This is a genomic window from Hydrogenophaga sp. L310 (assembly GCF_055703065.1).
Genome location: NZ_JBVPZA010000012.1, coordinates 19,535 through 42,039 on the forward strand (window position 1 = coordinate 19,535; position 22,505 = coordinate 42,039).

Consider the following 22,505-nt stretch of genomic DNA (forward strand, 5'->3'; position numbering starts at 1 on the left):
ATGCCCCCAAAGCCCATGAACCCCATCCACCAGAACCGGCAAGCCCTGTCCGCCACTGCGGTCGTGACCCAGCTCACCCAGCTCAATGGCGACGCCGCCCAGGGCTGGAAACTGATCGACGGAGCGCTGGAGAAGGATTACGTCTTTCCCAATTTCCACGACACCATGGCCTTCGTCAACGCCGTGGCCTGGATCGCCCATCGGGAAGACCACCACCCGGATCTCACCGTCAGCTTTTCCCGTTGCACCGTGCGCTTCAACACGCACGACGTGGGCGGCATCTCGGTGAGTGACTTTTTCTGCGCCGCCGCGGTCGACCTGCTGCTGAAAGACTGAATGCATCTCCTGCCTGCCAACGGAACCACGCCTTGAGCAAACACCCCGCCACCCCCGCAGCCGACGCGCTGCAGCCCGGCCTGGTGGTCGCCGCCTTCGGACGGCATTGCCTGGTGGAGAGCCCCGATGGCACACGGGGCATCTGCCATCCCCGGGGCAAGAAAAATGCCGTGGTGGTCGGCGACCGGGTGGCCTGGCAGGCCACCGGTGACGAGGGCAGCATCGAACGCGTGGAACCGCGGCGCAACCTGTTCTACCGTCAGGACGAGATGCGTACCAAGTCGTTTGCCGCCAACCTCGACCAGATCCTGGTGTTGATCGCCGCCGACCCCGAGTTTTCAGAGCGCCAGCTCGCGCGCTCGCTGATCGCCGCCGAAGCCGAGGGCATTCCGGTGCTGATCGTGCTCAACAAGAGCGATCTGCAACCCGCCTTCGACCAGGCGTGGGAGCGGCTGGAGAGCTACCGCCGCATGGGCTGCGATGTTCTGCCCCTGCGTCTCAAGGGCCAGACCGCCGCCGAAACCGAACAAGGCCTGATTGAGCTGGAGCAACGCCTGGCGGGCAAGACCACCCTGGTGCTCGGTCCTTCAGGCGTCGGCAAAAGCACGCTGGTGAACCGGCTCGTGCCACACGCCAAGGCGCTGACCGGTGAAATCTCGCGCGCGCTCAACTCCGGCAAACACACCACCACCAGCACCACCTGGTACTGGGTGGACGAGACGCGTTGCACTGCCCTGATCGACTCTCCGGGGTTTCAGGAATTCGGTCTCAACCACATTGAACCGATGCAGCTCGCGCACCTCATGCCCGACCTGCGCGCCACGCTGGGCCACTGCCGCTTCTACAACTGCACGCACCTGCACGAGCCAGGCTGCGCGGTGCGCGATCAGGTGATGGGCGCCGAAGACGCAGGCGGCGCGAGCAAGGAAAAAAGCATCGGGGACAACCGCTACCGGATCTATGGCGAACTGTTCGCCGAACTCTCCGCCCGCCGCAGCTATTGAGAAGGACCGCCCCCGCAGCGCTTCGCGCTACCCCCTCACGGTGGCGACACCAGCCGCCCGGCAAAGCCGGCCCGGCGGTGTCCCCGGTTGGACCATGTCATTCAGTGCAAATCGCGCAGTTTCGAGATGAAACTGTAGCTCGCCCAACAGCTCATCCAATCAAGCGGGCCAGCGTCAGCAAGGCCAGCAGCAGCATCCACAGCACCACGCTGCGCCAGACCAGCCCCACGGCGCTCGCCAGGTGGGCGATCTGCGGTTCGGCCCTGGAACTGCCCTCCACGGATTCAACCACGCCTTCAACCTCCGCGAGCTGCGCCAGCCGCACACCGAGCGCGCCCGACGTGGCTGCCAGCAACACGCCATCGTTCCCGTGCGCAAAGCGATCGGACTCATCGCGCCAGCTGGCCACCGCCTCTTCGAAGTTGCCCACGATGGCGAAACCCAGCGCGGTCACACGCGCGGGCAGGTAGTCCACCCAGGCCCATGCGACGGCAGCCGCCTGCTGCAAGGCAACACTGGGGGTGCCATCGGGCCGGGCGCGCCAGTTGCGCGCCAGGTATTCGGCCATGCGGTAGAACACCGCCCCCGACGGCCCCAGCCCCAGCACCCAGAAAACCACAAAACAGGCCAGCACGCCAAACACATGGCGGTGGGCCGCCAGCACCGAGTGTTCGATGACCTGGCGCAGCAACTCGGCGCGCGGCAGGCTGGCCGCATCCACCCGCAGCCAGGCGGCCAGCTTCTCGCGGGCTTCCGTGTCGTTCCCGGTCTCCAGCGCCTGGCGGATGTCGGTGAAGTGGTGGCTGAACTGCCGGAACCCGACCATCACGTACAGCACCGCCACCAGCCACGCAAACGCCAGCACCGTGCTGAACGTCCAGAGTCCCCAGTACACCAGTCCGGCGACAAGCGCCGGCATCCCTGCTGCCAGCAACCAGGCCAGCCAGCCGTGGGCACTCTGCCCTGCATCGAGGTTGCGGCGCACCAGCCGCGCCCAGGCACGCAAGCCCGCATGCACCGGGTTGTCGTAGGCGAGCGGGCGCGTCTGTTCCAGCAGGAAAGCAATCAGGATGGCGAAAAAACTCATGGGGCAATGATAGTGTCAGGTTCTGCGTACGGTTGACTGGCACTCAGCGGGCGCGGCATTCAGAAGGGCGGCCCGCCCTGCACGGCCTGTCAGGCGCTGAGCAGGCGGTAAAAATTGCGCAGCATGCCGGCCGTGGCCCCCCAGATGAACCGCTCGTGCTCGCCGTCCTGGTACGGTATCGAGTACCACTCGCGCACCACACCCTCCCATTCCCAGGCATGCCGGCGGTGGTGCGCGGGGTCCATGAGGAAATCGAGCGGCACTTCAAACACATCGTCCACCTCGTATGGATTGGGCTGCAGGGTGAAGCCGGGCTGCACCAGGCCCACCACAGGCGTCACGATGAACGAGGTGCCCGTCACATAGATCGGCAGGCTGCCCAGCACCTCCACCCGATCAGGCGGCAGGCCGATCTCCTCAAAGGTCTCGCGCAAGGCCGCGGCCGTGGCATCGGCGTCCGTTTCATCAAGCTTGCCGCCGGGAAACGCAATCTGGCCCGAGTGGGTGGACAGGTGTGCCGTGCGCTGGGTCAGCAACAAGGTCGGCCGCGCGTGCATCACCAGTGGCAGCAGCACCGCAGCCTGAGCTGGGATCCGGTCGGCAAACTTCACCTCGTGCCGCAACTCGGGCGTCCAGGCGGGCGGCCGTGCAAAGCGGTCACGCAGACCCTGCGCGGTCAGGTGATCGGCGTGTGCAGGCAGCAAGTTCTCCCGGAATGCGCTGGGCACCACCGGGATCAGGCGCGGATCAAAAGCAGGCAAGGTTTGAGACATGGAGATCCGAGCATAGGACACAAGGCCCTTGCCGACCGTCCCGCCAGGAACAGCCCCAGCGGGCACAAAAAAGCCGCTCCAGGGAGCGGCATTTTGCGAAGGAAAGCAGTCGCCGATCAAGCGCCCAGCTTTTCCTTGATACGTGCCGACTTGCCGCTGCGCTCGCGCAGGTAGTACAGCTTGGCACGGCGCACGTCGCCACGGCGCTTGACTTCGATCTTGGCGATCAGCGGGCTGTACAGCGGGAACGTACGCTCGACGCCTTCACCGTTGGAGATCTTGCGCACGATGAAGTTGGAGTTCAGGCCACGGTTGCGACGGGCGATCACCACGCCTTCGTAAGCCTGGAGGCGCTTGCGCGTACCTTCGATCACGTTGACGCTGACGATCACGGTGTCGCCGGGCGCGAATGCGGGAATGGTCTTGCCAAGGCGAGCAATTTCTTCTTGCTCAAGGGTCTGGATGAGGTTCATGGTTTCCTGTTTTCACGATCATGCCCGCGCTGCACTAAAGGCCACGAATCCGGCAAAAGCCCTGTCCAGCTGGCACCGGCGAACGGCGCTTGCTGCGGGCTGGCCCGGTCATGGCGGCCGGTCAGAGGATCGAAAAGCCTTGGATTATAGCCTTTTTGGCTGGCTCAGAAAAGACTCGTCAGCCTTGCTGAGGCGGCCAGCCGCCCTCGCCCGCTCCAGCAGCTCGGGCCGCAGGCGGGCAGTGAGCGCCAGACTCTGCTCGCGCCGGTAACGCGCGATGCGTTCGTGGTGCCCGCCCTGCAACACCTCGGGCACGGCCATCGGCCCTTGAGGGCCGTTCCAGACCTCGGGCCGGGTGTGGTGCGGGCTGTCGAGCAGGCCGTCGAGCGCCGGGTTGAAGCTGTCCTGCTGGTGGCTGCCTTCATCGCCCAGCACGCCGGGCATGAGGCGCGCCACCGCGTCGAGCAAGGCCAGCGCAGCAATTTCGCCACCCGACAGCACAAAGTCGCCCAGGCTGATCTGCTGATCGACACAGGCGTCGATGAAACGCTGATCGATGCCCTCGTAGCGTCCACACACCAGCACCGCTCCGGTGCTGGCGGCCCACTGTGTCGCGCCCGCATGGTCCAGGCGCTGGCCGATGGGGGAAAACAGCACCACGGGCGCGTGTGCATCGTCGGTTTCGGCCCGGTCGGCACGGATGGCCTGCAGACACAGCCAGAGCGGCTCGGCCATCATGACCATGCCAGGGCCACCGCCAAACGGCCGGTCGTCCACGCGGCGGTAGTTGCCCTCGGCGAAATCGCGCGGATTCCACAGACGCACATCCACCTGTTTCGACTCGAACGCGCGGCGGGTGATGCCGCTCTTGAAAAACGGCTCGAACAGCTCGGGAAACAGGGTGATGACGTCAAAGCGCATGGCGGTATTGTCACCCCCCTGCGCCGCTGCGCGGCTTCCCCCCAGGGGGACGGCGCCCTTTGACCGGCAAAGCCGGATCTTCGGCGCCCGCTGGGGAAGGCACCTCGCTCGCGAGCGTGCTGTGAATTCAGTTGTCGAGGTTTCTGCGGCCCTAGGGATGGCGGCGCGCCAAGGTCCAACCCAGTAAACGCCGAGGAACCGGCTTCGCCGGGCCTAAGGCGTTGTCCCCCTGGGGGGAAGCCGCGCAGCGGCGCAGGGGGGGCTCCTAGTAATCAAGACCCCAGTCGGCGGTGATGCGGCGGGCTTTGAGATCGACGTCGTCGATGTAGGCAGCCACGAAGGGGATCAAACGTTCGGCGGTCTGCTCTTTACCGTCCACCGTTTCGGTGTATTCCATCACCAGCACCGAGTTCGGTCCGGTGGGCATGAGGTCGCGCACCACGCCCAGGTGCACGCCATCGCGGTTGACCACGGTGAGGCCGATCAGGTCGACCCAGTAGTACTCGCCGTCGGGCGTGGCCGGAAACGCACTGCGCGGCAAATAGATGCGCACGCCCTTGAGCGCTTCGGCGCCGTTGCGGTCGTCCAGCCCTTCGATCCGGGCCACGATGCCGTCGGAGTGGGCCTTGATCTCGGCCACTTTCACCCGGACGCCGCCCGCAAACGCCGAAAAGCCGCGCGCGAAGCGGGCTTCGGGCGGCTGGAGAAACCATTCGGACGATTCAAACAGTGCCGATGTGTCGGCACTGTGCGGCTGGATGCGGACCCAGCCTTTGATGCCCCATGCGTCCTGGAAGCGGCCCAGCTCGATGGCGTCGTCCGGCAGGGACGCGGTGACGAACAGGCTGTTGGACATGCAGGAAAGAGGCAAACCGGCCAGCCCTGTGAGGGCCGGCCAGGCTGATCAGGCGGCGACGGGGGTCTTGGCGGCGTGCTGCTTGACCAGACGGGACACGGTGTCCGACGGCTCGGCGCCGACGCTGGTCCAGTAGGTCAGGCGGTCCACGGCAACGCGCAGGGGTTCTTCACCACCGCGGGCCAGCGGGTTGTAGAAGCCGATGCGCTCGATGAAGCGGCCATCGCGGCGGTTGCGCTTGTCGGCAACCACGATGTTGTAGAACGGGCGCGATTTGGAACCGCCGCGGGAGAGTCGGATGACGACCATGATTTATCCTTCGGATGGAGAAGCCCCAAAATCGGGACTTCAATGGGTTTTTTTGGCTGAATAAACCCCATTCATTGCAGCGCCTGAGACACACGACTGACCACCCGGCCAGCGAAACACCACAAAACCCGCGATTATAGCCCGTGTGGTACCCCCATCAGAGCGTCATCCCCAACCATTCGCCCCCCTCACGACATGCCCCTCATCCGACCCAGCCGCGACGAAGATCTCGACGCCATCACCCGCATCTACGGCCACCACGTGCTGACCGGCACCGGCACATTCGAAACCACCCCGCCCAGCGCCGCCGACATGGCGGCGCGGCGCGCCGATGTGCTGTCCAAGGGCCTGCCCTGGCTGGTGGTCGAAGAAGGTGGCCAGGTGCTGGGCTTCGCTTACGGCAACTGGTTCAAGCCGCGCCCGGCCTACCGTTTCTCGGTGGAGGACTCGATCTACCTGGCGCCGGAAGCCGCGGGCAAGGGCCTGGGCCGTGCCCTGCTGGCCGAGCTGCTGGCGAGTTTCGAGCGCGCCGGCGTGCGCCGGGTCATGGCGGTGATTGGCGACTCGGCCAACGCCGGCTCCGTCGGTGTGCACCGCGCACTCGGTTTCGAGCAGGTCGGCGTGGTGCCATCCTGCGGCTGGAAGTTCGGCCGCTGGCTTGACATCGTGCTCATGCAGCGCAGCCTGGGCGCGGGCGACAGCAGCCCGCCCGAGTCCAGCGAAAGCTTGGCATGACCGCGCGCCCGCGCAACAAGACGCTCACGGTCTGGCTCGCCGTGCTCGGCGGCAGCATGGGACTGCACCGTTTCTACCTGCGCGGCCTGGGCGACTGGATCGGCTGGCTGCACCCCATCGCAGCGGGGCTCGGCTGGTGGGGCGTGGAACGGGTGCAGGAACTGGGGCAAGACGACAAGCTGGCCTGGGTGCTGATTCCGTTCCTCGGCGCGAGCATCGCCACCAGTTGCCTCGCCGGCATCGTCTACGCGCTGAGCGACCGCGCGAAGTGGAACGGCTGGTTCAACCCCGGCCTGGACGCCGAATCGGTGGCCGGCGGCACCAACTGGCTCACCATGGGGGCTCTGGTGCTGGCGCTGCTGGTTGGAACCATTGCCTTCATGGGCAGCCTGGCGTTCGGCATCCAGCGCTACTTCGAATACCAGATCGAGGAAGCCAGAAAGATCAGTCAATAGCGCGCAGCACGGCGGGGGTCAGTTCAGGTAAGACATGACCAGCATCACGAAGCTGAGCGTGAACAGTGCCAGCAGTGTGGACAGCCCCATTGCGGCCGTGGTGAGCTCCTGGGCCACTTCGTAGCGCTGTGCAAACAGGAACACGTTGGCGCCCATCGGCAGGGCTGCGGCCACCACCATCACCGTGAGCGGCAGGCCGGTGATGCCCACCGTCCATGCCGAAAGGCCCACCAGCAGCGGCAACAGCAGGTTTTTCGACGCCGTGATCCAGAGCGCCTGGCGCAAGTGCCCGCCCAGCGGCGTGCGCGCCAGCGTCACCCCCACCAGCACCAGCGCGATCGGTCCGAAAGCGCTGCCCAGCAGTTGCAGCGGCTTGTCCACGACCGTGGGCAGCGTCCAGCCGGTCTGTGCAAACAGCAGGCCGCTCAGGATGGGCAGCGGGATCGGGTGGATCAGCGCGCCCTTGAAGGCCGCCCAAGCGGTTTCCAGCACGTGCGGCACGCGCTCGCCACCCGCGCGGGCTTCGCGCGCCACCACCAGTTCCAGCACCACCGAACTCACTGTGAGCAGGATCAGCGCGTGCACCGACACCAGGGTCAGCAGCGTCACCAGCGCCGCCTTGCCGTAGGCCAGTTCCACCAGTGTGATGCCGATCATGACCATGTTGGAAAACACGCCGCCCACCGCCATCACCACGCTGCCGCGGTTGAAACCGCGCCATGCGATCGAAGCACCCAGCAAGCCCAGCGCCACCGGAAAATAGGCCGCCAGCGGCCGCAGGTCCAGCGCCTGCACGTCGACCGCGCTCATGGTGCGGAACAGCAGTGCCGGGATCAGCAGCAGGAACACCAGGTTGGAGAGATCTTTCACCGCGGCCTCGCGGATCCATTGCAGACGACCGGCCAGGTAGCCCAGGCCAATGAGCAGGAAGACCGGGGTGAGCGAAGCGACGACGGGGTGGGCGGTGATGTTCACCGGGCGATGGTATCGCCGCGGTGCGTGCGCCCACAGGCCAGGGGCATTCGGACTTGCCCGTTCACTTCACACCGGCGGCCCCGGTGAAACGGTAGTAAAGGCCGTAGGGATCGGCCTGCAGCACATGGAATTTTCCTTCGACCACCACCGCGGCCTGGCTGTATTTCACCGGTTTCACGGTGCGCACTTCAACCATGCTCTCCGGCCCGCCCGGCGTGCAGAACGAACACGTCAGAGGCACCGAAGCCAGCAGGAAATGGCGCTGCTGCTCGCCCGGTTCAAGCGGCATCATGAAGCCCTGCAGCCGGATCGTCTTCTGGTCCAGCGCCGTCACCGCAGCCGGGTACACCGGCACGATGCGCTTGTTGCGGATCACCGTCTTCACATCCGTCAGCACCGACCAGGCTACGACGTCGGTGCGTTGCTTGAGCGGCGCGAACGGGCTGAGCGGACTGTGTACCCCCGCGCCCTGGCCGTGCGGCACAGCCGACTGTGCACCTGCCGGAGCAGACGCAGCCGGTGACCCCAGCGGCGAGCCGAGTGTCTGTGCAAAGACGGACACCGCAGCCAGGCTCAGCAACGAAAAGACGGGGCGGGAAAAGTGATTCATGCCAACGAAGTGTCTCAAACCGTGAACGCCGCGGATCGGGCTTTGCCAATCCGCCAGCGTTGCCCCTTGAGGGGCGGAGCGGCTAAGCGAACTACCGCTTGAGGCGGCAGTTCGGGGCGCAGCGAGCAAGCGACGGGGGTGGTCAATGACTGTGCCGCATGCCGCAGTACTTGCCAATCGCCAGACCCTTGCAGGCGGCCTGAAGTTCCGCCATGCAGACCTTTTCGCCTTTGCCCGCCTCCAGGCACCTGGCCGCGCCTTCGTGGGCCGCGGCCATGGCGCGGTGGCGCGCGATGTCGTCCTGGGTCTCTTTGTCGGAGTGTTGAGCGAAAGCGGCCGAGGCGAGCAGGGCCAAAGTCAGGGACAGCAGGTGTTTTTTCATACGGTTTACCTCGTTTGCAAAAGAGAAGTCACATCCACACGGTAGGCGCTCACGGCCGGCACAGCGGCCGCGGCGAGCGCCACGCCCAGGGCGGCCACCGGCACGCCGGCCAGCGCGGTCGGCCAGTGCCAGGCAACGATGGCCAGGCCCTGGTCGGCCATCCACAACCCGCCCAGCAGAGCGGTCAGGCCCTGCCCGGCCAGCAGGCCCAGCGCGCTGGCGAGCAGCGCCAGCCACAACGCTTCGCACAGCAACAGTGCGCCCACCTTCCAGGGCGGCGCGCCCAGCAAGCGCAGCATGGCGATGTCGGCCCGGCGCTCGCGCACCGCGCTCCACAATGCGATGAACACCGAGAGCGCCGCCACCAGCAGCAACACGGCTCCCATGCCCTGCAGCACCCGCGTGCCCACGCCCACCATGCCGAGCAGGCGCGTGATCTCCATCGCCGGTGCAGCGGCCTGCATCCTGGTGGTGGCGTTGATGTAGCGCGGAAAACTGATCGCCGCCATCGGCGTGTTGTAGCGCACCAGCGCCAGCGTCACTTCGCGCTCGGCTTCGATGGCTTCGCGGTCTTCGGCCGACAGGCTCTGAAACTCGCCCGGTGCCAGCCCCTCGTGCACGTTCCAGACCGAAGCGGTGTCGGTGAGCACCAGCCGGTCCAGCACGCAGGCGCAGGGCGCGAGCACGCCCACCACGGTGTAGGGCATGTCGGCGTGTTCGTGGCCACCACCGCCCAGACCGTGGGAGCCGGTGAAACGCTGGCCCAACGGCAGCCCGGTGGCCTGCGCCACCTGTGCGCCCAGCACCGCCTGCATGGGCGCACTCCACAGCGCACCCTGCGCCAACGCGGCGCCGTAGTGCGCCGGGTAGTCGGCGTTGGTCCCAACGATGCGGAACCCCGTCACGCTGTCGCCCAGACTGAGCGGGATCACCTGCGCCACCTGCGGGTGCGAAGCCAGCGCCTGCACCTCGGCCAGCGCCACATTGCCCGGCGGCACATCCATGTGGAACACGCCCGCCAGGATGAGCTGCAACGGGCTGCCCTTGGCACCCACCACCACGTCGATGCCCGCCAGATCGCGCTCGAAGGCGTGGTCAATCTGGTCCTGCGCGATCAACACAAAAGCCATCGACGCGAGCCCCAGCGTGAGCAGCAGCAGGTTCAGCGCCGAAGCCAGCGGCCGCGACCATAGGTAGCGCCAGGAGAGCGAGAACACGTTCATGCGTCGCCCCCCATGGCCAGCACCTGCGCGCCTGGCAGGGCCTGCACCACGCGCGCGTCGTGCGTGGCGATCACCAGCGTGGCACCCGCGGCCTGCGCGCGCTCGCGCAGCAGCGTGAGCGCGGCGGCACAGGCGGCATCGTCCAGGCTGGCGGTGGGCTCGTCGGCCAGGATCACGCGCGGGCGCAGCAGCAGCGCGCGTGCCAGCGCCACACGCTGCGCTTCGCCGCCCGAGAGACGCGCCGGCTTGCGCGCGGCCAGGTGCGCCACACCGAGCGCATCCAGCGTGTGGTGCATCGCCACCTTGTCTTGCGGCAACCCGGCGGCGAAAAACCCCAGACCCAGGTTGCCCGCCACCGTGAGCGCCTCACTCAGCAGCAGCCGCTGCGGCAGGAAGCCAATGGTCCTGGCCCGCCAGGCGTCGCGCGCAGCAGGCGCCAGCGCGCCCACCGATTGCCCAGCCACCACCATCTCGCCGCCCGTGGCCGAGAGCAGGCCCGCGGCCAGCGCCAGCCAGGTGGACTTGCCGCTACCGGACGGCCCGCGCAGCAGCAGCGTGCCGCCCTGGGGCACATCGGTATCGGCGAAGCGCAGCGTCCTGCCGTCGGCAAACCGGCAGGCCAGGTCGCGGGTGTGGATCACGCGGCCGGCTCCTGCGGCAGGCAGCTGGCGCAGGTGCCGTGGATCGCCACATCCACGCGCAGACCCTGATGGCCCAACCCGGCCAGCGTGCGCAAGAGATCGCTGGCCACCGCCTGCGTGGGTGCGCTGCCCTCGATCAGTCGGAACTGGCGATGGCAGGCGTCGCACTCAAAGCGCGGCGCCAGGCCCTCGTCGGTGTCGGCCAGACCGTAGCGCCAGGTGCGGGCGTCGTCGTTGGCGTGGCGCTGCAGCACACCACAGGCGGCCAGCCGGTCCAGCAGGCGGTAGAGCGTCACGCGGTTGATGTCCAGCCCGCGTGCGGTGAGCGAGGCCAGCGCCTGCGCGTGGCTCAGCGTGCCTTGCGGATTCGCCAGGAACAGGCCCAGCACGGCGCGTGTGGCCAGGGTGCGGCGCAGGCCCGCGCGCTCCAGGCGGGCCTGGATCTCGGCAGGCACCATGACGGATTCTTTGGGCTGGCATGTGGACACGGGCATGGCTCCATTATCGCAACAAAGTTGCGTTAATATCATCGTTACTGCAATTCAGTTGCGATAGTTTATCGCCCGCCCACCATGCACAAAGCCCTACCCCAACCCGCTGTCCCGGCGATCGAACTGCACGACCTCACGCTCGGCTACGACCGCCACCCGGCCGTGCACCACGTGAGCCTGCGCATCGCGCCAGGTTCGCTGCTGGCGCTGGTCGGCCCCAACGGCGCAGGCAAGTCCACGCTCATCAAGGCACTGGCTGGTGAGCTCCGCCCCATCAGCGGCACGGTGAGCGGCCTGGCCGGCCAACGCATCGCCTGGCTGCCGCAGCACAGCGGGCTCGACCGCAGCTTCCCCGTCACCGTGCACGACATGGTGGCTCTGGGCCTGTGGCACCGCGTCGGCGCGTTCGGGCGCCTCACCGCCGAACACCGCCGCCTGTGCGACGAAGCACTGGCCGCCGTCGGGCTCACGGGCTTTGAACAACGCAGCCTGGACGCGCTCTCGGGCGGCCAGTTGCAGCGCGCGCTGTTTGCCCGCCTGATCCTGCAGGACGCACCGGTCGTGCTGCTCGACGAGCCGTTTGCCGCGGTGGACAACCGCACCACCAGCGACCTGCTGGCCCTGCTGCACCGCTGGCACCGCCAGGGCAAGACGGTGATCGTGGTGCTGCACGATCTGGCGCAGGTGCACGCGCACTTCCCGCTCACGCTGCTGCTGGCGCGCGAGCTGGTGGCCTGCGGCCCCACCGCCGAGGTGCTGACCGACGCGCACTGGGCACGCGCCCAGCGCATGCACGAGGCGTTCGACGAAGACGCCCCGCTCTGCGCGGCCACGCCGGACACGCACCCCCACACCCATGCAGCGGAGGCGTTCACATGAACGACATCGCCGATTCACCACTCATGGTCTGGTTGCTGGCCAACCCTTTGCTCGGCCCGTTTGCCGAATTCGGCTTCATGCGCGACGCCCTGCTCGGCTGTGTGGCGCTCTCGCTGAGCGCGGCGCCGGTGGGCGTGTTCCTGATGCTGCGGCGCATGAGCCTGACCGGCGACGCCATGGCCCATGCCATCCTGCCGGGCGCCGCCATCGGCTACCTGGTGAGCGGCCTCTCGCTCACCGCCATGACCATCGGTGGCATCGCCGCCGGGCTCACCGTGGCCGTGGGCTCCGGGCTGGTGGCGCGCAACACCGTGCTGCGCGAAGACACCAGCCTCGCCGCCTTCTACCTGCTCTCGCTCGCGCTCGGCGTGCTCATCGTCTCGGTGCGCGGCAACAGCGTGGACCTGCTGCATGTGCTGTTCGGCACCGTGCTCGCGCTGGACAACGCGGCGCTCACGCTGCTCGACGGCATATCGGCCACGACGCTGGTGGCGCTCGCCCTGCTCTACCGCCCGCTGGTGCTCGAATGCCTGGACCCGGGTTTCCTGCGCCAGGTCAGCCGCTGGAGCCCGGTGGCGCACTACGGATTTCTGGGCCTGCTGGTGATCAACCTCGTGGCCGGCTTTCACGCGCTGGGCACGCTCATGGCGGTGGGCATCATGGTGCTGCCCGCGGCCACCGCGCGTTTCTGGGTACGCCGCCTCGGCCCCCTGCTGCTGCTCGCCACCGCGCTCGCCCTGCTGGCCTGCCTGAGCGGCCTGCTCATCTCGTACCACGCCGACTGGCCCACCAGCCCGGTGATCGTGCTCACCCTCGGCGCGATGTACCTGCTTTCCCTGCTCTTCGCGCCGCACGGCGCGCTGCGCCACCAGCGTCCCGCCTCGTCCCATCTGCAAGCCTAAGGATCTTTCATGAACACCCATCTGCGCCGTCACCTCATCGCCTCCGTCATCGGCCTCGCCACCGTTGCCCTCAGCCCCGTGCTGCTGGCCCAGACCGTGGCCCCCATCAAGGCCGTGGCCAGCTTCAGCATCCTCGGCGATCTGGTGCGCCAGGTCGGCGGGGACCGCGTCGCGGTGGAGGTGCTGGTCGGCCCCGGCAGCGACGCCCATGTGTTCCAGCCCACGCCTTCGCAGGCCAGGCTGGTGGGCCAGGCGCAGATCGTGTTCTCCAACGGCCTGGGCTTCGAAGGCTGGATGAGCCGCCTGCTGGGCACGGCCGGCTACAAGGGCCGTCACGTGGTGGCCAGCCGGGGCATCCAGGCGATCCACACCGAAGAAGCCGGTGAAAAACCACGTGCCGGACACCAACACGAGGAAACCGACCCGCACGCCTGGCAAAGCGTGCCCAACGCGATGGTCTATGTGGGCAACATCGTCAAAGGCCTGTGCGAGGCCGACGCCAACGGCTGCGACAGCTACCGGCGCAACGCGGTGGCCTACAACGCCCAACTCAAGGCGCTGGACACCGACATCCGCGCCACCTGGGCCGTGATTCCGGCAACGCAACGCAAGGTCATCACCTCGCACGACGCGTTCGGCTACTACGCGCATGCCTACGGCGTGAAGTTCCTCGCCCCGCAAGGCGTCAACACCGACAGCGAAGCCTCTGCAAAGGGCGTGGCGCAACTGGTGCGCCAGATCAAGCAGGAGCAGATCAAGGCGCTGTTCGTCGAGAGCATTTCGGACCCGCGCCTGATCGCACAGATCGGCCGCGAGACCGGCGTCAAGCCCGCGGGCGAGCTGTTCTCCGACTCCCTGTCCGACGCCCAAGGCCCGGCCGCGAGCTACGTGGCCATGATGCGCGCCAACACCACCACACTCACACAGGCCATCCAGTGCCACTGAGCGTCGCGCAGGCGCGCTGCCCCAGAGCGGCACGTGGCTACACTGGCGGGCTTTTCACCGGCCGGAGCCCCCTTTGCCTCTCAACCACCTGTTGCTCGCCCTCGCGGTGGTGTTCGTCTGGGGCACCAATTTCGTCGTGATCCGCTGGGGACTGGACGGCCTGCCGCCGTTTCTGTTCGCGACGCTGCGCTTCACCTTCTCCGCTCTGCCATGGCTGCTGTTCATTCCGCGACCCACCGCGCCGTGGCGCAAGATGGCCGCGTTCGGCGTGCTGCTGGGCGTGGGCCAGTTCGGCCTGCTGTTCCTGGCCATGCGCAGCAGCATCTCGCCCGGGCTCGCTTCGCTGGTGGTGCAGGTGCAGGTGTTCTTCACCATCGGTCTCTCGCTGCTGCTCATGGGCGAGCGGGTGCGCGGTTTCCAGATCGTGGGTCTGTTGCTGGCGCTGGCCGGGCTGGGTGTGATTGCGTTGAACCTGGACGCCGCCGTGGTCACGTGGCTGGGTCTGGCCTTGGTACTCTCGGCCGCCTTCTTCTGGGCCGGCGCGAACCTGGTGGTGAAGTCGCTCGGGCCGGTGAACATGCTGCACTTCATGGTCTGGAGCAGCGTGTTTGCGGTACCACCGCTACTGGCGATTTCGTGGTTCATCGAAGGCCCAGCCCTGATGCAGAGTGCGGTCATCAACGCCACGCCGCTGGTGTGGGCCAGCGTGCTCTGGCAGGCGCTGGGCAACACCCTGTTTGGCTACGGCGTGTGGAACTGGCTGCTGGCGCGCCACCCCGCCGCCACCGTGGCGCCGCTGGCGCTGCTGGTGCCGGTGTTCGGCATGGGGGCTTCGGCCCTGTCGCTGGGTGAGTCGCTGCCGGGGTGGAAGCTGGGCGCTGCGGCGCTCGTGCTCAGCGGCCTGGCCGTGATCGTTCTGTGGCCCCGGCTGCGAGCCCGCCTGAACTGAGTCGAGTTACCTGGCCAGGCGAGCGAAGGTCTTGCGGAACTTGGCCACCTTGGGCGCCGCCACGGCCATGCAGTAGCCCTGGTGCGGGTTGCGCTCGAAGAAGTCCTGGTGGTAGTCCTCGGCGGGCCAGTAGTTTTCCAGCGGCATCAGTTCGGTCACGACCGGGCGGCCAAAGGCGTTGTCGTGCGCCAGTTCGTCCAGCAGCGCCCGCGCGGTCTCGCGCTGTTCGTCAGTGGTGAAGTAGATGCCGCTGCGGTACTGCGTGCCCACGTCGTTGCCCTGGCGGTTGAGCGTGGTCGGGTCGTGGATCACGAAGAAGATCTCCAGGATCTCGCGCGTGCTGATCACGGCCGGGTCGTATTCGAGCTTCACGACTTCGTTGCAGCCGGTGCGGCCGGTGCACACGTCTTCATAACTCGGCCGTTCGGCCTGACCGTTGCTGTAGCCGGACTCGACGTCGGTGATGCCGCGCACTTCTTTGTAAACGGACTCGGTGCACCAGAAGCAGCCGCCGCCGAGCACCAGGGTTTGGGATTCGCTCATGGGTTTTCTCCGGTTCTGTCATCCATCATGGGCTACATGGTGCACCGGAGGGGCCGTCGCGCGCACGGCCGCCAGAAATGCCCCCAGCGCCGACTGGTCGCGCCCGGTGCGCCAGAGGCAATGCGTGTCGTAGGGTGCCAGCGGCTGGGCCAGCGGCACGAAGGCCACGCCGGGCAGGCCGGCCTGTTGCAGCGCGGCGGGCACCAGGCCCACGCCCAGCCCCTGCGCGATGACCGACACCACGCTCAGCCAGTGCCGCAGTTCAAACGCCAGAGATGGCTCAAACCCCGCGTCCGCGCAGGCCGCGAGGATGCGGTCGTGGTAGTCGGGCGAAACGGCGCGCATCACGATGGCGAAGGCCTCGCCCTTCAACTCCTGCAGCGACAACACCGCCTCGCCCGCCAGCGGGTGCGATGAAGGCAGGCAGGCCATGAACGGCTGACTCGACACCAGGATCTGAGAGAACCCCGCCGGCACGCGCGTGGTGTGCACAAAACCCAGGTCCAGCCGGTCGTGCACCAGCTCGACCAGCTGCTCGCTGCTGGAGAGTTCCCGCAGCGCCAGCCGCAGTTTCGGGTGCGCCGCCGCAAAGTCGCGCAGCACCTGCGGCAGGCCGCGATACAGCACCGTGCCGGCAAAGCCGATCTGCAACTGCCCGGCCAGCCCCTGCCCCACGTCGCGCGCCTCGCGCGCCGCCAGGGCGGCCTGCTCCAGCAGCGCCTGCGCGCGCGGCAGAAAAGCCAGCCCGGCAGCCGTGAGCGCCACGCCCCGGCTGTTGCGCTCAAACAGGCGCGCGCCCACCGAGGCTTCGAGCTGCTGGATGTTGAGCGAGAGCGGCGGCTGCGTCATCGCCAGCCGCTGGGCCGCGCGGCCAAAGTGCAGTTCCTCGGCGAGCACGGCGAAACAGCGGAGGTGGCGGAATTCCATGAATATGTAATGTGTATTGATCAATCGGCAATCAATATTAGACAGCTATTCATGGGGCGCCGACAATCACTGTCAAACCCCTCTTCCAACCCGCCCCGGAGACACCCCATGGCCAGCCCCAAAAACACCTTCAACTGGGAAGACCCGTTCCACCTGAGCGCGCAGCTCACCGACGACGAGCGCCAGGTGCAGGACGCCGCGCGCGCCTACTGCCAGGAAAAGCTGCTGCCCCGCGTGACAGAGGCCTTCCGCCACGAGAAGACCGATGTGGCCATCTTCCGCGAGATGGGTGAACTCGGCCTGCTCGGCCCCACCATCCCCGAGGCCTACGGCGGCAGCGGCCTCAACTATGTCTGTTACGGCCTGGTGGCGCGCGAGGTGGAGCGCGTGGACTCGGGCTACCGCAGCATGATGAGCGTGCAGAGCTCGCTGGTGATGGTGCCGATCAACGAGTTCGGCTCTGAAGCACAGAAGCAGAAGTACCTGCCCAAGCTCGCCACCGGCGAGTGGATCGGCTGCTTCGGTCTGACCGAACCCAACCACGGCAGCGACCCCGGCAGCATGGTCACCCGCGCCAAGGCCGTGCCTGGCGGCTACTCCTTGAGCGGCGCCAAGATGTGGATCACCAACAGCCCGATCGCCGACGTGTTCGTGGTCTGGGCCAAAGACGACGGCGGCCAGATCCGCGGCTTCATCCTGGAAAAAGGTTTCAAAGGCCTGAGCGCGCCCGCGATCCACAGCAAGGTCGGCCTGCGCGCCAGCATCACCGGCGAGATCGTGATGGACGAAGTCTTCGTGCCGGAAGAAAACGCCTTCCCCGACGTGCGTGGCCTCAAGGGCCCGTTCACCTGCCTGAACAGCGCGCGCTACGGCATCGCCTGGGGCGCGCTGGGCGCGGCCGAAGACTGCTACTTCCGCGCCCGCCAGTACGTGATGGACCGCCAGCAGTTCGGCCGCCCGCTGGCCGCCAACCAGCTGATCCAGAAAAAGCTGGCCGACATGCTCACCGAAATCAGCCTCGGCCTGCAAGGCTGCCTGCGCCTGGGCCGCATGAAAGACGAAGGCACCGCCGCCGTGGAGATCACCAGCATCTTGAAGCGCAACAGCTGCGGCAAGTCGCTCGACATCGCCCGCATGGCGCGCGACATGATGGGCGGCAACGGCATCAGCGACGAATTCGGTGTCGCCCGCCACCTGGTGAACCTGGAAGTGGTGAACACCTACGAAGGCACACACGACGTGCATGCGCTGATTCTGGGGCGGGCGATCACTGGCATTGCGGCGTTTGCGAACTGACCGGGTTCTCTCCGGAACAAGAAGGGCTGCCGTGGGCAGCCCTTCTTGTTTTCCGCATCACGTCAGGGCGTCACGCGTTTCCCGAAGTTCCGGACGTCGCCCAGTTCACCCCTGCATAGATCAGGGCCGCGACGTACAGGGGCCCGAACAGGTGCTTGTTGTACCTCGCCAGCCAGACCGGAAGGTAGATGTCGAAGTTGCTCTCGCGGTCTTCCGTGTACCTGGCTGCCACCGCCGTCAGCGGGCATGTCCACCCGTTCAGGGCCAGGATGATGACCTCGACCAACACCAGCATCGCCAGCAGCCCGGCCAGGTGATGCCGACCCGCCCAGGACGCGATCGGCATCGCGAAGATGCAAGCGGCGAAAAAGGCCCAGGCCAGCGTGTGGATGAGCTTCACCGCCACCAGCCGAAGGTGGCTGGCGTCACGGTGTTGTGGAGCTGGAAACATGTGGGGTTGAGACGTTCAAGCAGTGGTTTCCCGCCGAACCCGCACAACGGTGCGGGACGGTCCGTTTTTTTCGGGCGCCTGCTTGCCGCAAAGTGCCTGGCCTCTCACGCACCGGGCACGGGCAGATCGAAGTGCACCACGCCCTCCCGTGTGCCGGGCTTTGTGTACAGCGCCACGGCGGGGCCGTCGCCGTGGTCGGCCTGCACGAACACCACCCAGGCGCCGCGCTGCGCTGCCAGGGCCTGCAGATGCCGGATGAGACACCCTGTGTCAACCCCCCGCCGATTCTGAACCAGCTTGTTCCAACTCGCAGCGCAGGGTGTCGAGGCGGGCATGGCAGCCCGTCCCGTAGCGCCCTACGGCAGGGCCAACCCGACCACCCAGTACACGGCAATCCCCATCTGCACACCGAAAGCGGTGAACCGTGCCGTCACGGCGGCGGGTGAGGTCGAGGCGAGGTGGATGAGCGACTGCACGATCCGGGCGGCGAGCAGCGCCCAGGCCAGCGGGTCGGTGACGGCGGAGCGGTCCGCGACAACGGCAACGAGCATGAGCCCGCCGAAGATGGGCAGGCCTTCGAGGCAGTTCGCGTGCGCCCGGGCCAGGCGCTGCATGAAGGGCGAAAGGTTCGAATTCTCGGGGTCGAACCGGTTGGCGGGCACGGCGCCCTTCAGCACAAGCCAGGAGCGGATGCCCTCCATGAGCACCAGAAGGCACAGGGTCCAGGCGATGAATCCGAGAAGGGCTTGCAGTGTGATGCTCATGAAACGGCTCCCGGCTGATGGCGTGGGTGACCTGCCACGGGTGACCATGCAGCCTGACGCAATGTATCCCGCAGGCCTCCCATTGGCACGCTTTCTGTTAGCTTCAGCGCATGGCTCTCTCACTCGACTTTCTCACCCTCCCTCTCCTGGCTGCTGCTGCGCTGGTGTTCATCAGCGTGCTGGCCGGTGTGTTTTCGGCACGTGTCGGTTTCTCGTTCTTGCTGGTGTTTCTGGTGGTGGGCACCCTCGCGGGCGTGGACGGGCCTGGCGGACTGGTGTTCAACGACTTTCGCCTCAGTTTCTGGGTGGGCAACGTGGCGCTGGCGGTGATCCTGCTGGACGGCGGGCTGCGCACCGACATGCGCACGTTTCGCACCGGTTTGAGGCCTTCGCTGCTGCTGGCCACGGTGGGCGTGGTGCTGTGCACCGCCATCACCGGCGCGGCAGCGCACTGGCTGCTGGGCCTGTCGTGGCCGCTGGCCTTGCTGGTGGGTGCCATCGTCGGGTCGACCGATGCGGCGGCGGTGTTTTCGCTGCTCAAGTCGTCGGGTGTGACGCTCAACGAGCGGGTGGCGGCAACGCTGGAGATCGAGTCGGGCATGAACGACCCGATGGCGGTGTACCTGACACTGATGTTCATCGGCATTGCACTGGCGCTGGGCGGGGGTGGCAGCGGCACCGTCGACGCCGGCGATGTGCTGCTGTCGCTGCTGCAACAGTTTGGCTGGGGTGCGTTGCTGGGCCTGGGCTGTGGCTGGGCCCTGGCCGAGCTGCTCAAGCGCCTGGGTCGCGGCTCGGATGGCGGCGGCGGCATCCGCGCGCTGCTGGTGGTGTCTGGTGGCCTCACGGTGTTTGCAGGCACCACCTGGGTGGGCGGCTCGGGTTTCCTGGCGGTGTACATGATGGGCGTGGTGGTGGGCAACCGGGCGCGGCGGCAGGTCAGGCCTTCGCTGTCGGCCATGGACGGCTATGCCTGGCTTTCGCAGGCGGGCATGTTCCTGCTGCTGGGCCTGCTGGTCACGCCCAGCGACCTGCTGCGCACGCTGTGGCCCGCGCTGGGTGTGTCGCTGGTGCTGATGCTGGTGGCCCGGCCCATTTCGGTGTGGCTGTGCCTGGCGCCGCTGCACTTCAAGCCGCGCGAGATCACCTTCATTTCCTGGGTGGGCCTGCGCGGTGCGGTGCCGATTGTGCTGGCGGTGTTTCCGCTGATGGCCGGGGTGCAGGGCGCGCAGACCTTTTTCAATGTGGCGTTTGTGGTGGTGCTCACCTCGCTGATGCTGCAGGGTTCGACCATTGCCTGGAGCGCCCGGCGACTGGGCGTGACCCTGCCCGACCCGGAGGACACGGCCCAGGCACGGCTGGTTTATGGCGACTTCGTGCTGGACGCCAGCACCTCGCTGGACAACCTCTGCGCCTTTTATGGACTGCCCGTCCCGGCGGATTCCACCCAGGACATCGCCAGCTGGCTGCTCAATGAATTGCAGCGTCCGCCGGTGGTGGGCGACAGCATGCTGCTTGGACAGGCCGAGGTGAGCGTGCGCGAGATGGCGGGCCATCGCATCACACGCGTGGGCATCAAGCTGGGCTGAGCATTTCGGCGCCCGCAGGGTGTCTGGCATGGGCCCGGTCGGGCCGGCTGTACCGGTGATGGGTTATATTAATAACCAGTCGGTCATTAAACCCATGCCACCCTCCTCTCTCCCCCTCACGCCCCCCATCGAAGAGGCCCCGCGCCAGCGCCGCGAACGCCGCAAGGAAGCGCGCCCGGGTGAATTGCTGGACGCGGCCTTGTCCCTGTTCGTTGAAAAGGGCTTTGCCGCCACGCGGGTGGAAGAGGTGGCCGCGCGCGCGGGGGTTTCCAAGGGCACGCTGTTCCTGTATTTCCCGAGCAAGGAAGACCTGTTCAAGGCGGTGGTGCGGGAAACCATCGCCGGGCGCTTTGGCGAGTGGAACCAGGAGCTGGACGCGTTCGAAGGCAACAGCGCCGAACTGCTGCGCCACTGCCTGCACGCCTGGTGGGAACGCATCGGCATGACGGCGGCCTCGGGCATCACCAAGCTGGTGATGAGCGAGGCCGGCATGTTTCCCGAAATCGCGGCGTTTTACCAGCAGGAAGTGATCGGTCCCGGCCACGACCTGCTCAAACGCATCCTGCAGCGCGGCATCGACCGCGGCGAGTTCCGGCCCATGGAGCTCGAATACGCGATCTACAGCCTGATCGCGCCCATGATCTTTCTGCTGATGTGGAAACACTCCATGGCGCCGTGCTGCCCGGCCTCGCAGCAGATCGAGCCTGTGGCCTTCATCGACACCCAGCTGGACCTTCTGCTCGGCGGCATGCTGGTGCAGACCGCTCCATCCACCAACACCACCCCGCTCTGACCATGTCCTCCCACCGTTCTCCCTGGCTGAAATGGCTTCTGCTGGCCGCCCTGGTGCTGGCCATTGCCCTGGGTGTGGCGCGCGCGCTGAACAAACGCAAGCTGCAGGGCGAAGCCGCCAGCACGGCCGCCGCGGCCATGCAGCAGGCACCGGTGTACCAGTTGACGCCGCAGGACGTGTTGACCGTGCAGGCACTGGATCTCGCGCAGACGGTGGGCGTGTCAGGCGCGCTCAAGGCACTGCAGACCGCGGTCATCAAGGCCAGGGTGGCCGGTGAGCTGCAGGGCCTTCAGAAGCGTGAAGGCGAGAGCGTGCGCGCGGGTGAGGTGGTGGCGCGCATCGACAGCACCGAGGCGCAGGCGCGCGTGCGCCAGGCCGAACAGCAGGCGAAGTCGGCCATGGCGCAGGTGAGCATCGCACGCCGCGCGCTCGACAACAACCAGTCGCTGGTGAAGCAGGGTTTCATCTCGGCCACCGCACTGGAAACCACCAGCAACAACCTGGCCGCAGCCGTTGCCAACCACCAGGCGGCCCTCGCGGCGCTGGACATCGCGCGCAAGACCCTGGGTGACACCGCGCTGCGCTCGCCGCTGACCGGCCAGGTGTCGGCCCGTCTGGTGCAGAACGGCGAACGCGTCGCCGTTGACGCCCGCGTGCTGGAGGTCGTGGACCTGTCCGGCTTCGAACTTGAAGCCGCCCTGGCTCCTGCCGGCGCCATGGCAGTGGCACCTGGCCAGACAGCACAACTCACGGTGGAAGGCCTGGCCCAGCCGGTGGACGCCACCGTGGCGCGCATCAACCCCAGCGTGCAGGCGGGCAGCCGCAGCGTGCTGGTGTACCTGCGGGTGCCGGCGGTCGCGGGCATGCGCCAGGGCCTGTTTGCCCAGGGGCAGATCGTCACCGGGCGCATCAGCGCGCCGGCGGTACCACTCTCGGCGGTGCGCAACGACAAGCCGCAGCCCTACATCCAGACCGTGCAGGACGGCAAGGTCGCCCACGTGCCGGTGGTGCCGGGCCGCCAGGGCCTGCACAACGGTGAGCCCATGCTGGTGATCGACGGCCTGGCGCAGGCCCCCGTGGGCACCACGCTGCTGCGCGTGCAGGCCGGCCTGATCCGCGAGGGCACGGCGGTGACGCTGACGGGCACGATCGCTGCGGGCACCGCGCCAGCGCAACCCACCCCATCGCACTGAGCA

General features: G+C 67.2%; 29 protein-coding genes. 12 read left to right on the forward strand and 17 right to left on the reverse strand.

What is annotated here, in order from left to right; all coding sequences use genetic code 11:
- Positions 1–15 precede the first annotated feature (15 nt).
- Both AC0GNO_RS18180 and rsgA read left to right on the forward strand, forming a co-directional pair.
- Positions 16–336 carry a 4a-hydroxytetrahydrobiopterin dehydratase gene (locus AC0GNO_RS18180; protein ID WP_472904964.1) on the forward strand — a complete coding sequence of 107 codons (321 nt, stop codon included), beginning with the start codon at positions 16–18 and terminating at the stop codon, positions 334–336.
- A 32-nt stretch (positions 337–368) separates the two neighbouring features.
- Complete coding sequence (rsgA, locus tag AC0GNO_RS18185) at positions 369–1,340, forward strand: ribosome small subunit-dependent GTPase A (protein ID WP_472889806.1); 972 nt, start codon at positions 369–371, stop codon at positions 1,338–1,340.
- A gap of 151 nt (positions 1,341–1,491) precedes the next feature.
- On the opposite strand, the gene AC0GNO_RS18190 is transcribed toward rsgA, so the two are convergent.
- The 6 genes from AC0GNO_RS18190 to rpsP all read right to left on the reverse strand — a co-directional run bounded on the left by AC0GNO_RS18190 (position 1,492) and on the right by rpsP (position 5,759).
- Positions 1,492–2,427 (reverse strand): CobD/CbiB family protein, encoded by a 936-nt coding sequence (locus AC0GNO_RS18190; protein ID WP_472904965.1) that lies wholly within the window; start codon positions 2,425–2,427, stop codon positions 1,492–1,494.
- A gap of 89 nt (positions 2,428–2,516) precedes the next feature.
- Positions 2,517–3,200 carry a CoA pyrophosphatase gene (locus AC0GNO_RS18195; RefSeq protein ID WP_472889804.1) on the reverse strand — a complete coding sequence of 228 codons (684 nt, stop codon included), beginning with the start codon at positions 3,198–3,200 and terminating at the stop codon, positions 2,517–2,519.
- Between the two features lie 116 nt (positions 3,201–3,316).
- Positions 3,317–3,673, reverse strand: coding sequence for a 50S ribosomal protein L19 (gene rplS, locus AC0GNO_RS18200; protein ID WP_177138265.1), 357 nt, complete (start codon positions 3,671–3,673; stop codon positions 3,317–3,319).
- A 144-nt stretch (positions 3,674–3,817) separates the two neighbouring features.
- A complete protein-coding gene (gene trmD / locus AC0GNO_RS18205) occupies positions 3,818–4,594 on the reverse strand; it encodes a tRNA (guanosine(37)-N1)-methyltransferase TrmD (protein ID WP_472889803.1) in 777 nt (258 codons plus the stop codon).
- A gap of 265 nt (positions 4,595–4,859) precedes the next feature.
- Positions 4,860–5,450, reverse strand: a complete 591-nt coding sequence (rimM, locus tag AC0GNO_RS18210; protein ID WP_472904966.1) for a ribosome maturation factor RimM — start codon at positions 5,448–5,450, stop codon at positions 4,860–4,862.
- Positions 5,451–5,498: 48 nt separating this feature from the next.
- The gene (rpsP, locus tag AC0GNO_RS18215; RefSeq protein ID WP_472904967.1) at positions 5,499–5,759 is read right to left on the reverse strand and encodes a 30S ribosomal protein S16; all 261 of its coding nucleotides are present in this window, start codon (positions 5,757–5,759) and stop codon (positions 5,499–5,501) included.
- Positions 5,760–5,954: 195 nt separating this feature from the next.
- Here rpsP and AC0GNO_RS18220 point away from each other — a divergent pair, with 195 nt between their 5' ends.
- Positions 5,955–6,494: a GNAT family N-acetyltransferase gene (locus tag AC0GNO_RS18220; protein WP_472904968.1), complete on the forward strand. Its 540-nt coding sequence runs from the start codon at positions 5,955–5,957 to the stop codon at positions 6,492–6,494.
- Positions 6,491–6,949 (forward strand): hypothetical protein, encoded by a 459-nt coding sequence (locus AC0GNO_RS18225; protein ID WP_472904969.1) that lies wholly within the window; start codon positions 6,491–6,493, stop codon positions 6,947–6,949. The genes AC0GNO_RS18220 and AC0GNO_RS18225 overlap by 4 nt, the downstream gene beginning before the upstream one ends.
- Positions 6,950–6,967: 18 nt before the next feature.
- On the opposite strand, the gene AC0GNO_RS18230 is transcribed toward AC0GNO_RS18225, so the two are convergent.
- The 6 genes from AC0GNO_RS18230 to AC0GNO_RS18255 all read right to left on the reverse strand — a co-directional run bounded on the left by AC0GNO_RS18230 (position 6,968) and on the right by AC0GNO_RS18255 (position 11,274).
- A complete protein-coding gene (locus tag AC0GNO_RS18230; RefSeq protein ID WP_472904970.1) occupies positions 6,968–7,924 on the reverse strand; it encodes an AEC family transporter in 957 nt (318 codons plus the stop codon).
- Positions 7,925–7,985: 61 nt separating this feature from the next.
- Positions 7,986–8,534, reverse strand: a complete 549-nt coding sequence (locus tag AC0GNO_RS18235; RefSeq protein ID WP_472889798.1) for a DUF3299 domain-containing protein — start codon at positions 8,532–8,534, stop codon at positions 7,986–7,988.
- A 142-nt stretch (positions 8,535–8,676) separates the two neighbouring features.
- Positions 8,677–8,916, reverse strand: a complete 240-nt coding sequence (locus tag AC0GNO_RS18240; protein WP_472904971.1) for a hypothetical protein — start codon at positions 8,914–8,916, stop codon at positions 8,677–8,679.
- A gap of 5 nt (positions 8,917–8,921) precedes the next feature.
- A complete protein-coding gene (locus AC0GNO_RS18245) occupies positions 8,922–10,139 on the reverse strand; it encodes an FtsX-like permease family protein (protein ID WP_472904972.1) in 1,218 nt (405 codons plus the stop codon).
- A complete protein-coding gene (locus AC0GNO_RS18250; protein ID WP_472904973.1) occupies positions 10,136–10,780 on the reverse strand; it encodes an ATP-binding cassette domain-containing protein in 645 nt (214 codons plus the stop codon). Before AC0GNO_RS18250 ends, AC0GNO_RS18245 begins: the two co-directional genes overlap by 4 nt.
- On the reverse strand, positions 10,777–11,274 hold the full coding sequence (locus AC0GNO_RS18255; RefSeq protein WP_472904974.1) for a Fur family transcriptional regulator: 498 nt from the start codon (positions 11,272–11,274) through the stop codon (positions 10,777–10,779). The genes AC0GNO_RS18250 and AC0GNO_RS18255 overlap by 4 nt, the downstream gene beginning before the upstream one ends.
- Positions 11,275–11,352: 78 nt before the next feature.
- Between AC0GNO_RS18255 and aztA the strand changes: the two genes are divergently transcribed.
- From aztA to AC0GNO_RS18275, 4 genes are all read left to right on the forward strand, one after another.
- Positions 11,353–12,150 (forward strand): zinc ABC transporter ATP-binding protein AztA, encoded by a 798-nt coding sequence (gene aztA, locus AC0GNO_RS18260; protein ID WP_472904975.1) that lies wholly within the window; start codon positions 11,353–11,355, stop codon positions 12,148–12,150.
- Positions 12,147–13,052, forward strand: coding sequence for a metal ABC transporter permease (locus tag AC0GNO_RS18265; RefSeq protein WP_472904976.1), 906 nt, complete (start codon positions 12,147–12,149; stop codon positions 13,050–13,052). The genes aztA and AC0GNO_RS18265 overlap by 4 nt, the downstream gene beginning before the upstream one ends.
- Before the next feature lie 9 nt (positions 13,053–13,061).
- On the forward strand, positions 13,062–13,997 hold the full coding sequence (locus tag AC0GNO_RS18270) for a metal ABC transporter substrate-binding protein (protein WP_472904977.1): 936 nt from the start codon (positions 13,062–13,064) through the stop codon (positions 13,995–13,997).
- A 73-nt stretch (positions 13,998–14,070) separates the two neighbouring features.
- Positions 14,071–14,946, forward strand: a complete 876-nt coding sequence (locus AC0GNO_RS18275; protein WP_472904978.1) for an EamA family transporter — start codon at positions 14,071–14,073, stop codon at positions 14,944–14,946.
- 6 nt (positions 14,947–14,952) lie between these two features.
- On the opposite strand, the gene msrA is transcribed toward AC0GNO_RS18275, so the two are convergent.
- Positions 14,953–15,489, reverse strand: coding sequence for a peptide-methionine (S)-S-oxide reductase MsrA (gene msrA / locus AC0GNO_RS18280; RefSeq protein WP_472904979.1), 537 nt, complete (start codon positions 15,487–15,489; stop codon positions 14,953–14,955).
- A gap of 18 nt (positions 15,490–15,507) precedes the next feature.
- Positions 15,508–16,416 (reverse strand): LysR substrate-binding domain-containing protein, encoded by a 909-nt coding sequence (locus AC0GNO_RS18285; protein WP_472904980.1) that lies wholly within the window; start codon positions 16,414–16,416, stop codon positions 15,508–15,510.
- Between the two features lie 108 nt (positions 16,417–16,524).
- Here AC0GNO_RS18285 and AC0GNO_RS18290 point away from each other — a divergent pair, with 108 nt between their 5' ends.
- Positions 16,525–17,712 carry an acyl-CoA dehydrogenase gene (locus tag AC0GNO_RS18290; protein WP_472904981.1) on the forward strand — a complete coding sequence of 396 codons (1,188 nt, stop codon included), beginning with the start codon at positions 16,525–16,527 and terminating at the stop codon, positions 17,710–17,712.
- Between the two features lie 70 nt (positions 17,713–17,782).
- Here AC0GNO_RS18290 and AC0GNO_RS18295 read toward each other — a convergent pair whose 3' ends face one another.
- The 3 genes from AC0GNO_RS18295 to AC0GNO_RS18305 all read right to left on the reverse strand — a co-directional run bounded on the left by AC0GNO_RS18295 (position 17,783) and on the right by AC0GNO_RS18305 (position 18,927).
- Positions 17,783–18,112, reverse strand: a complete 330-nt coding sequence (locus tag AC0GNO_RS18295) for a hypothetical protein (RefSeq protein ID WP_472904982.1) — start codon at positions 18,110–18,112, stop codon at positions 17,783–17,785.
- Positions 18,113–18,267: 155 nt separating this feature from the next.
- A complete protein-coding gene (locus AC0GNO_RS18300; RefSeq protein WP_472904983.1) occupies positions 18,268–18,498 on the reverse strand; it encodes a hypothetical protein in 231 nt (76 codons plus the stop codon).
- A gap of 21 nt (positions 18,499–18,519) precedes the next feature.
- Positions 18,520–18,927, reverse strand: coding sequence for an MAPEG family protein (locus tag AC0GNO_RS18305; protein ID WP_472904984.1), 408 nt, complete (start codon positions 18,925–18,927; stop codon positions 18,520–18,522).
- Between the two features lie 110 nt (positions 18,928–19,037).
- Here AC0GNO_RS18305 and AC0GNO_RS18310 point away from each other — a divergent pair, with 110 nt between their 5' ends.
- The 3 genes from AC0GNO_RS18310 to AC0GNO_RS18320 all read left to right on the forward strand — a co-directional run bounded on the left by AC0GNO_RS18310 (position 19,038) and on the right by AC0GNO_RS18320 (position 22,502).
- Positions 19,038–20,516: a potassium/proton antiporter gene (locus tag AC0GNO_RS18310; protein ID WP_472904985.1), complete on the forward strand. Its 1,479-nt coding sequence runs from the start codon at positions 19,038–19,040 to the stop codon at positions 20,514–20,516.
- Positions 20,517–20,610: 94 nt separating this feature from the next.
- Complete coding sequence (locus AC0GNO_RS18315; protein ID WP_472904986.1) at positions 20,611–21,309, forward strand: TetR/AcrR family transcriptional regulator; 699 nt, start codon at positions 20,611–20,613, stop codon at positions 21,307–21,309.
- Positions 21,310–21,311: 2 nt separating this feature from the next.
- Positions 21,312–22,502 carry an efflux RND transporter periplasmic adaptor subunit gene (locus AC0GNO_RS18320; protein ID WP_472904987.1) on the forward strand — a complete coding sequence of 397 codons (1,191 nt, stop codon included), beginning with the start codon at positions 21,312–21,314 and terminating at the stop codon, positions 22,500–22,502.
- Positions 22,503–22,505: the final 3 nt, after the last annotated feature.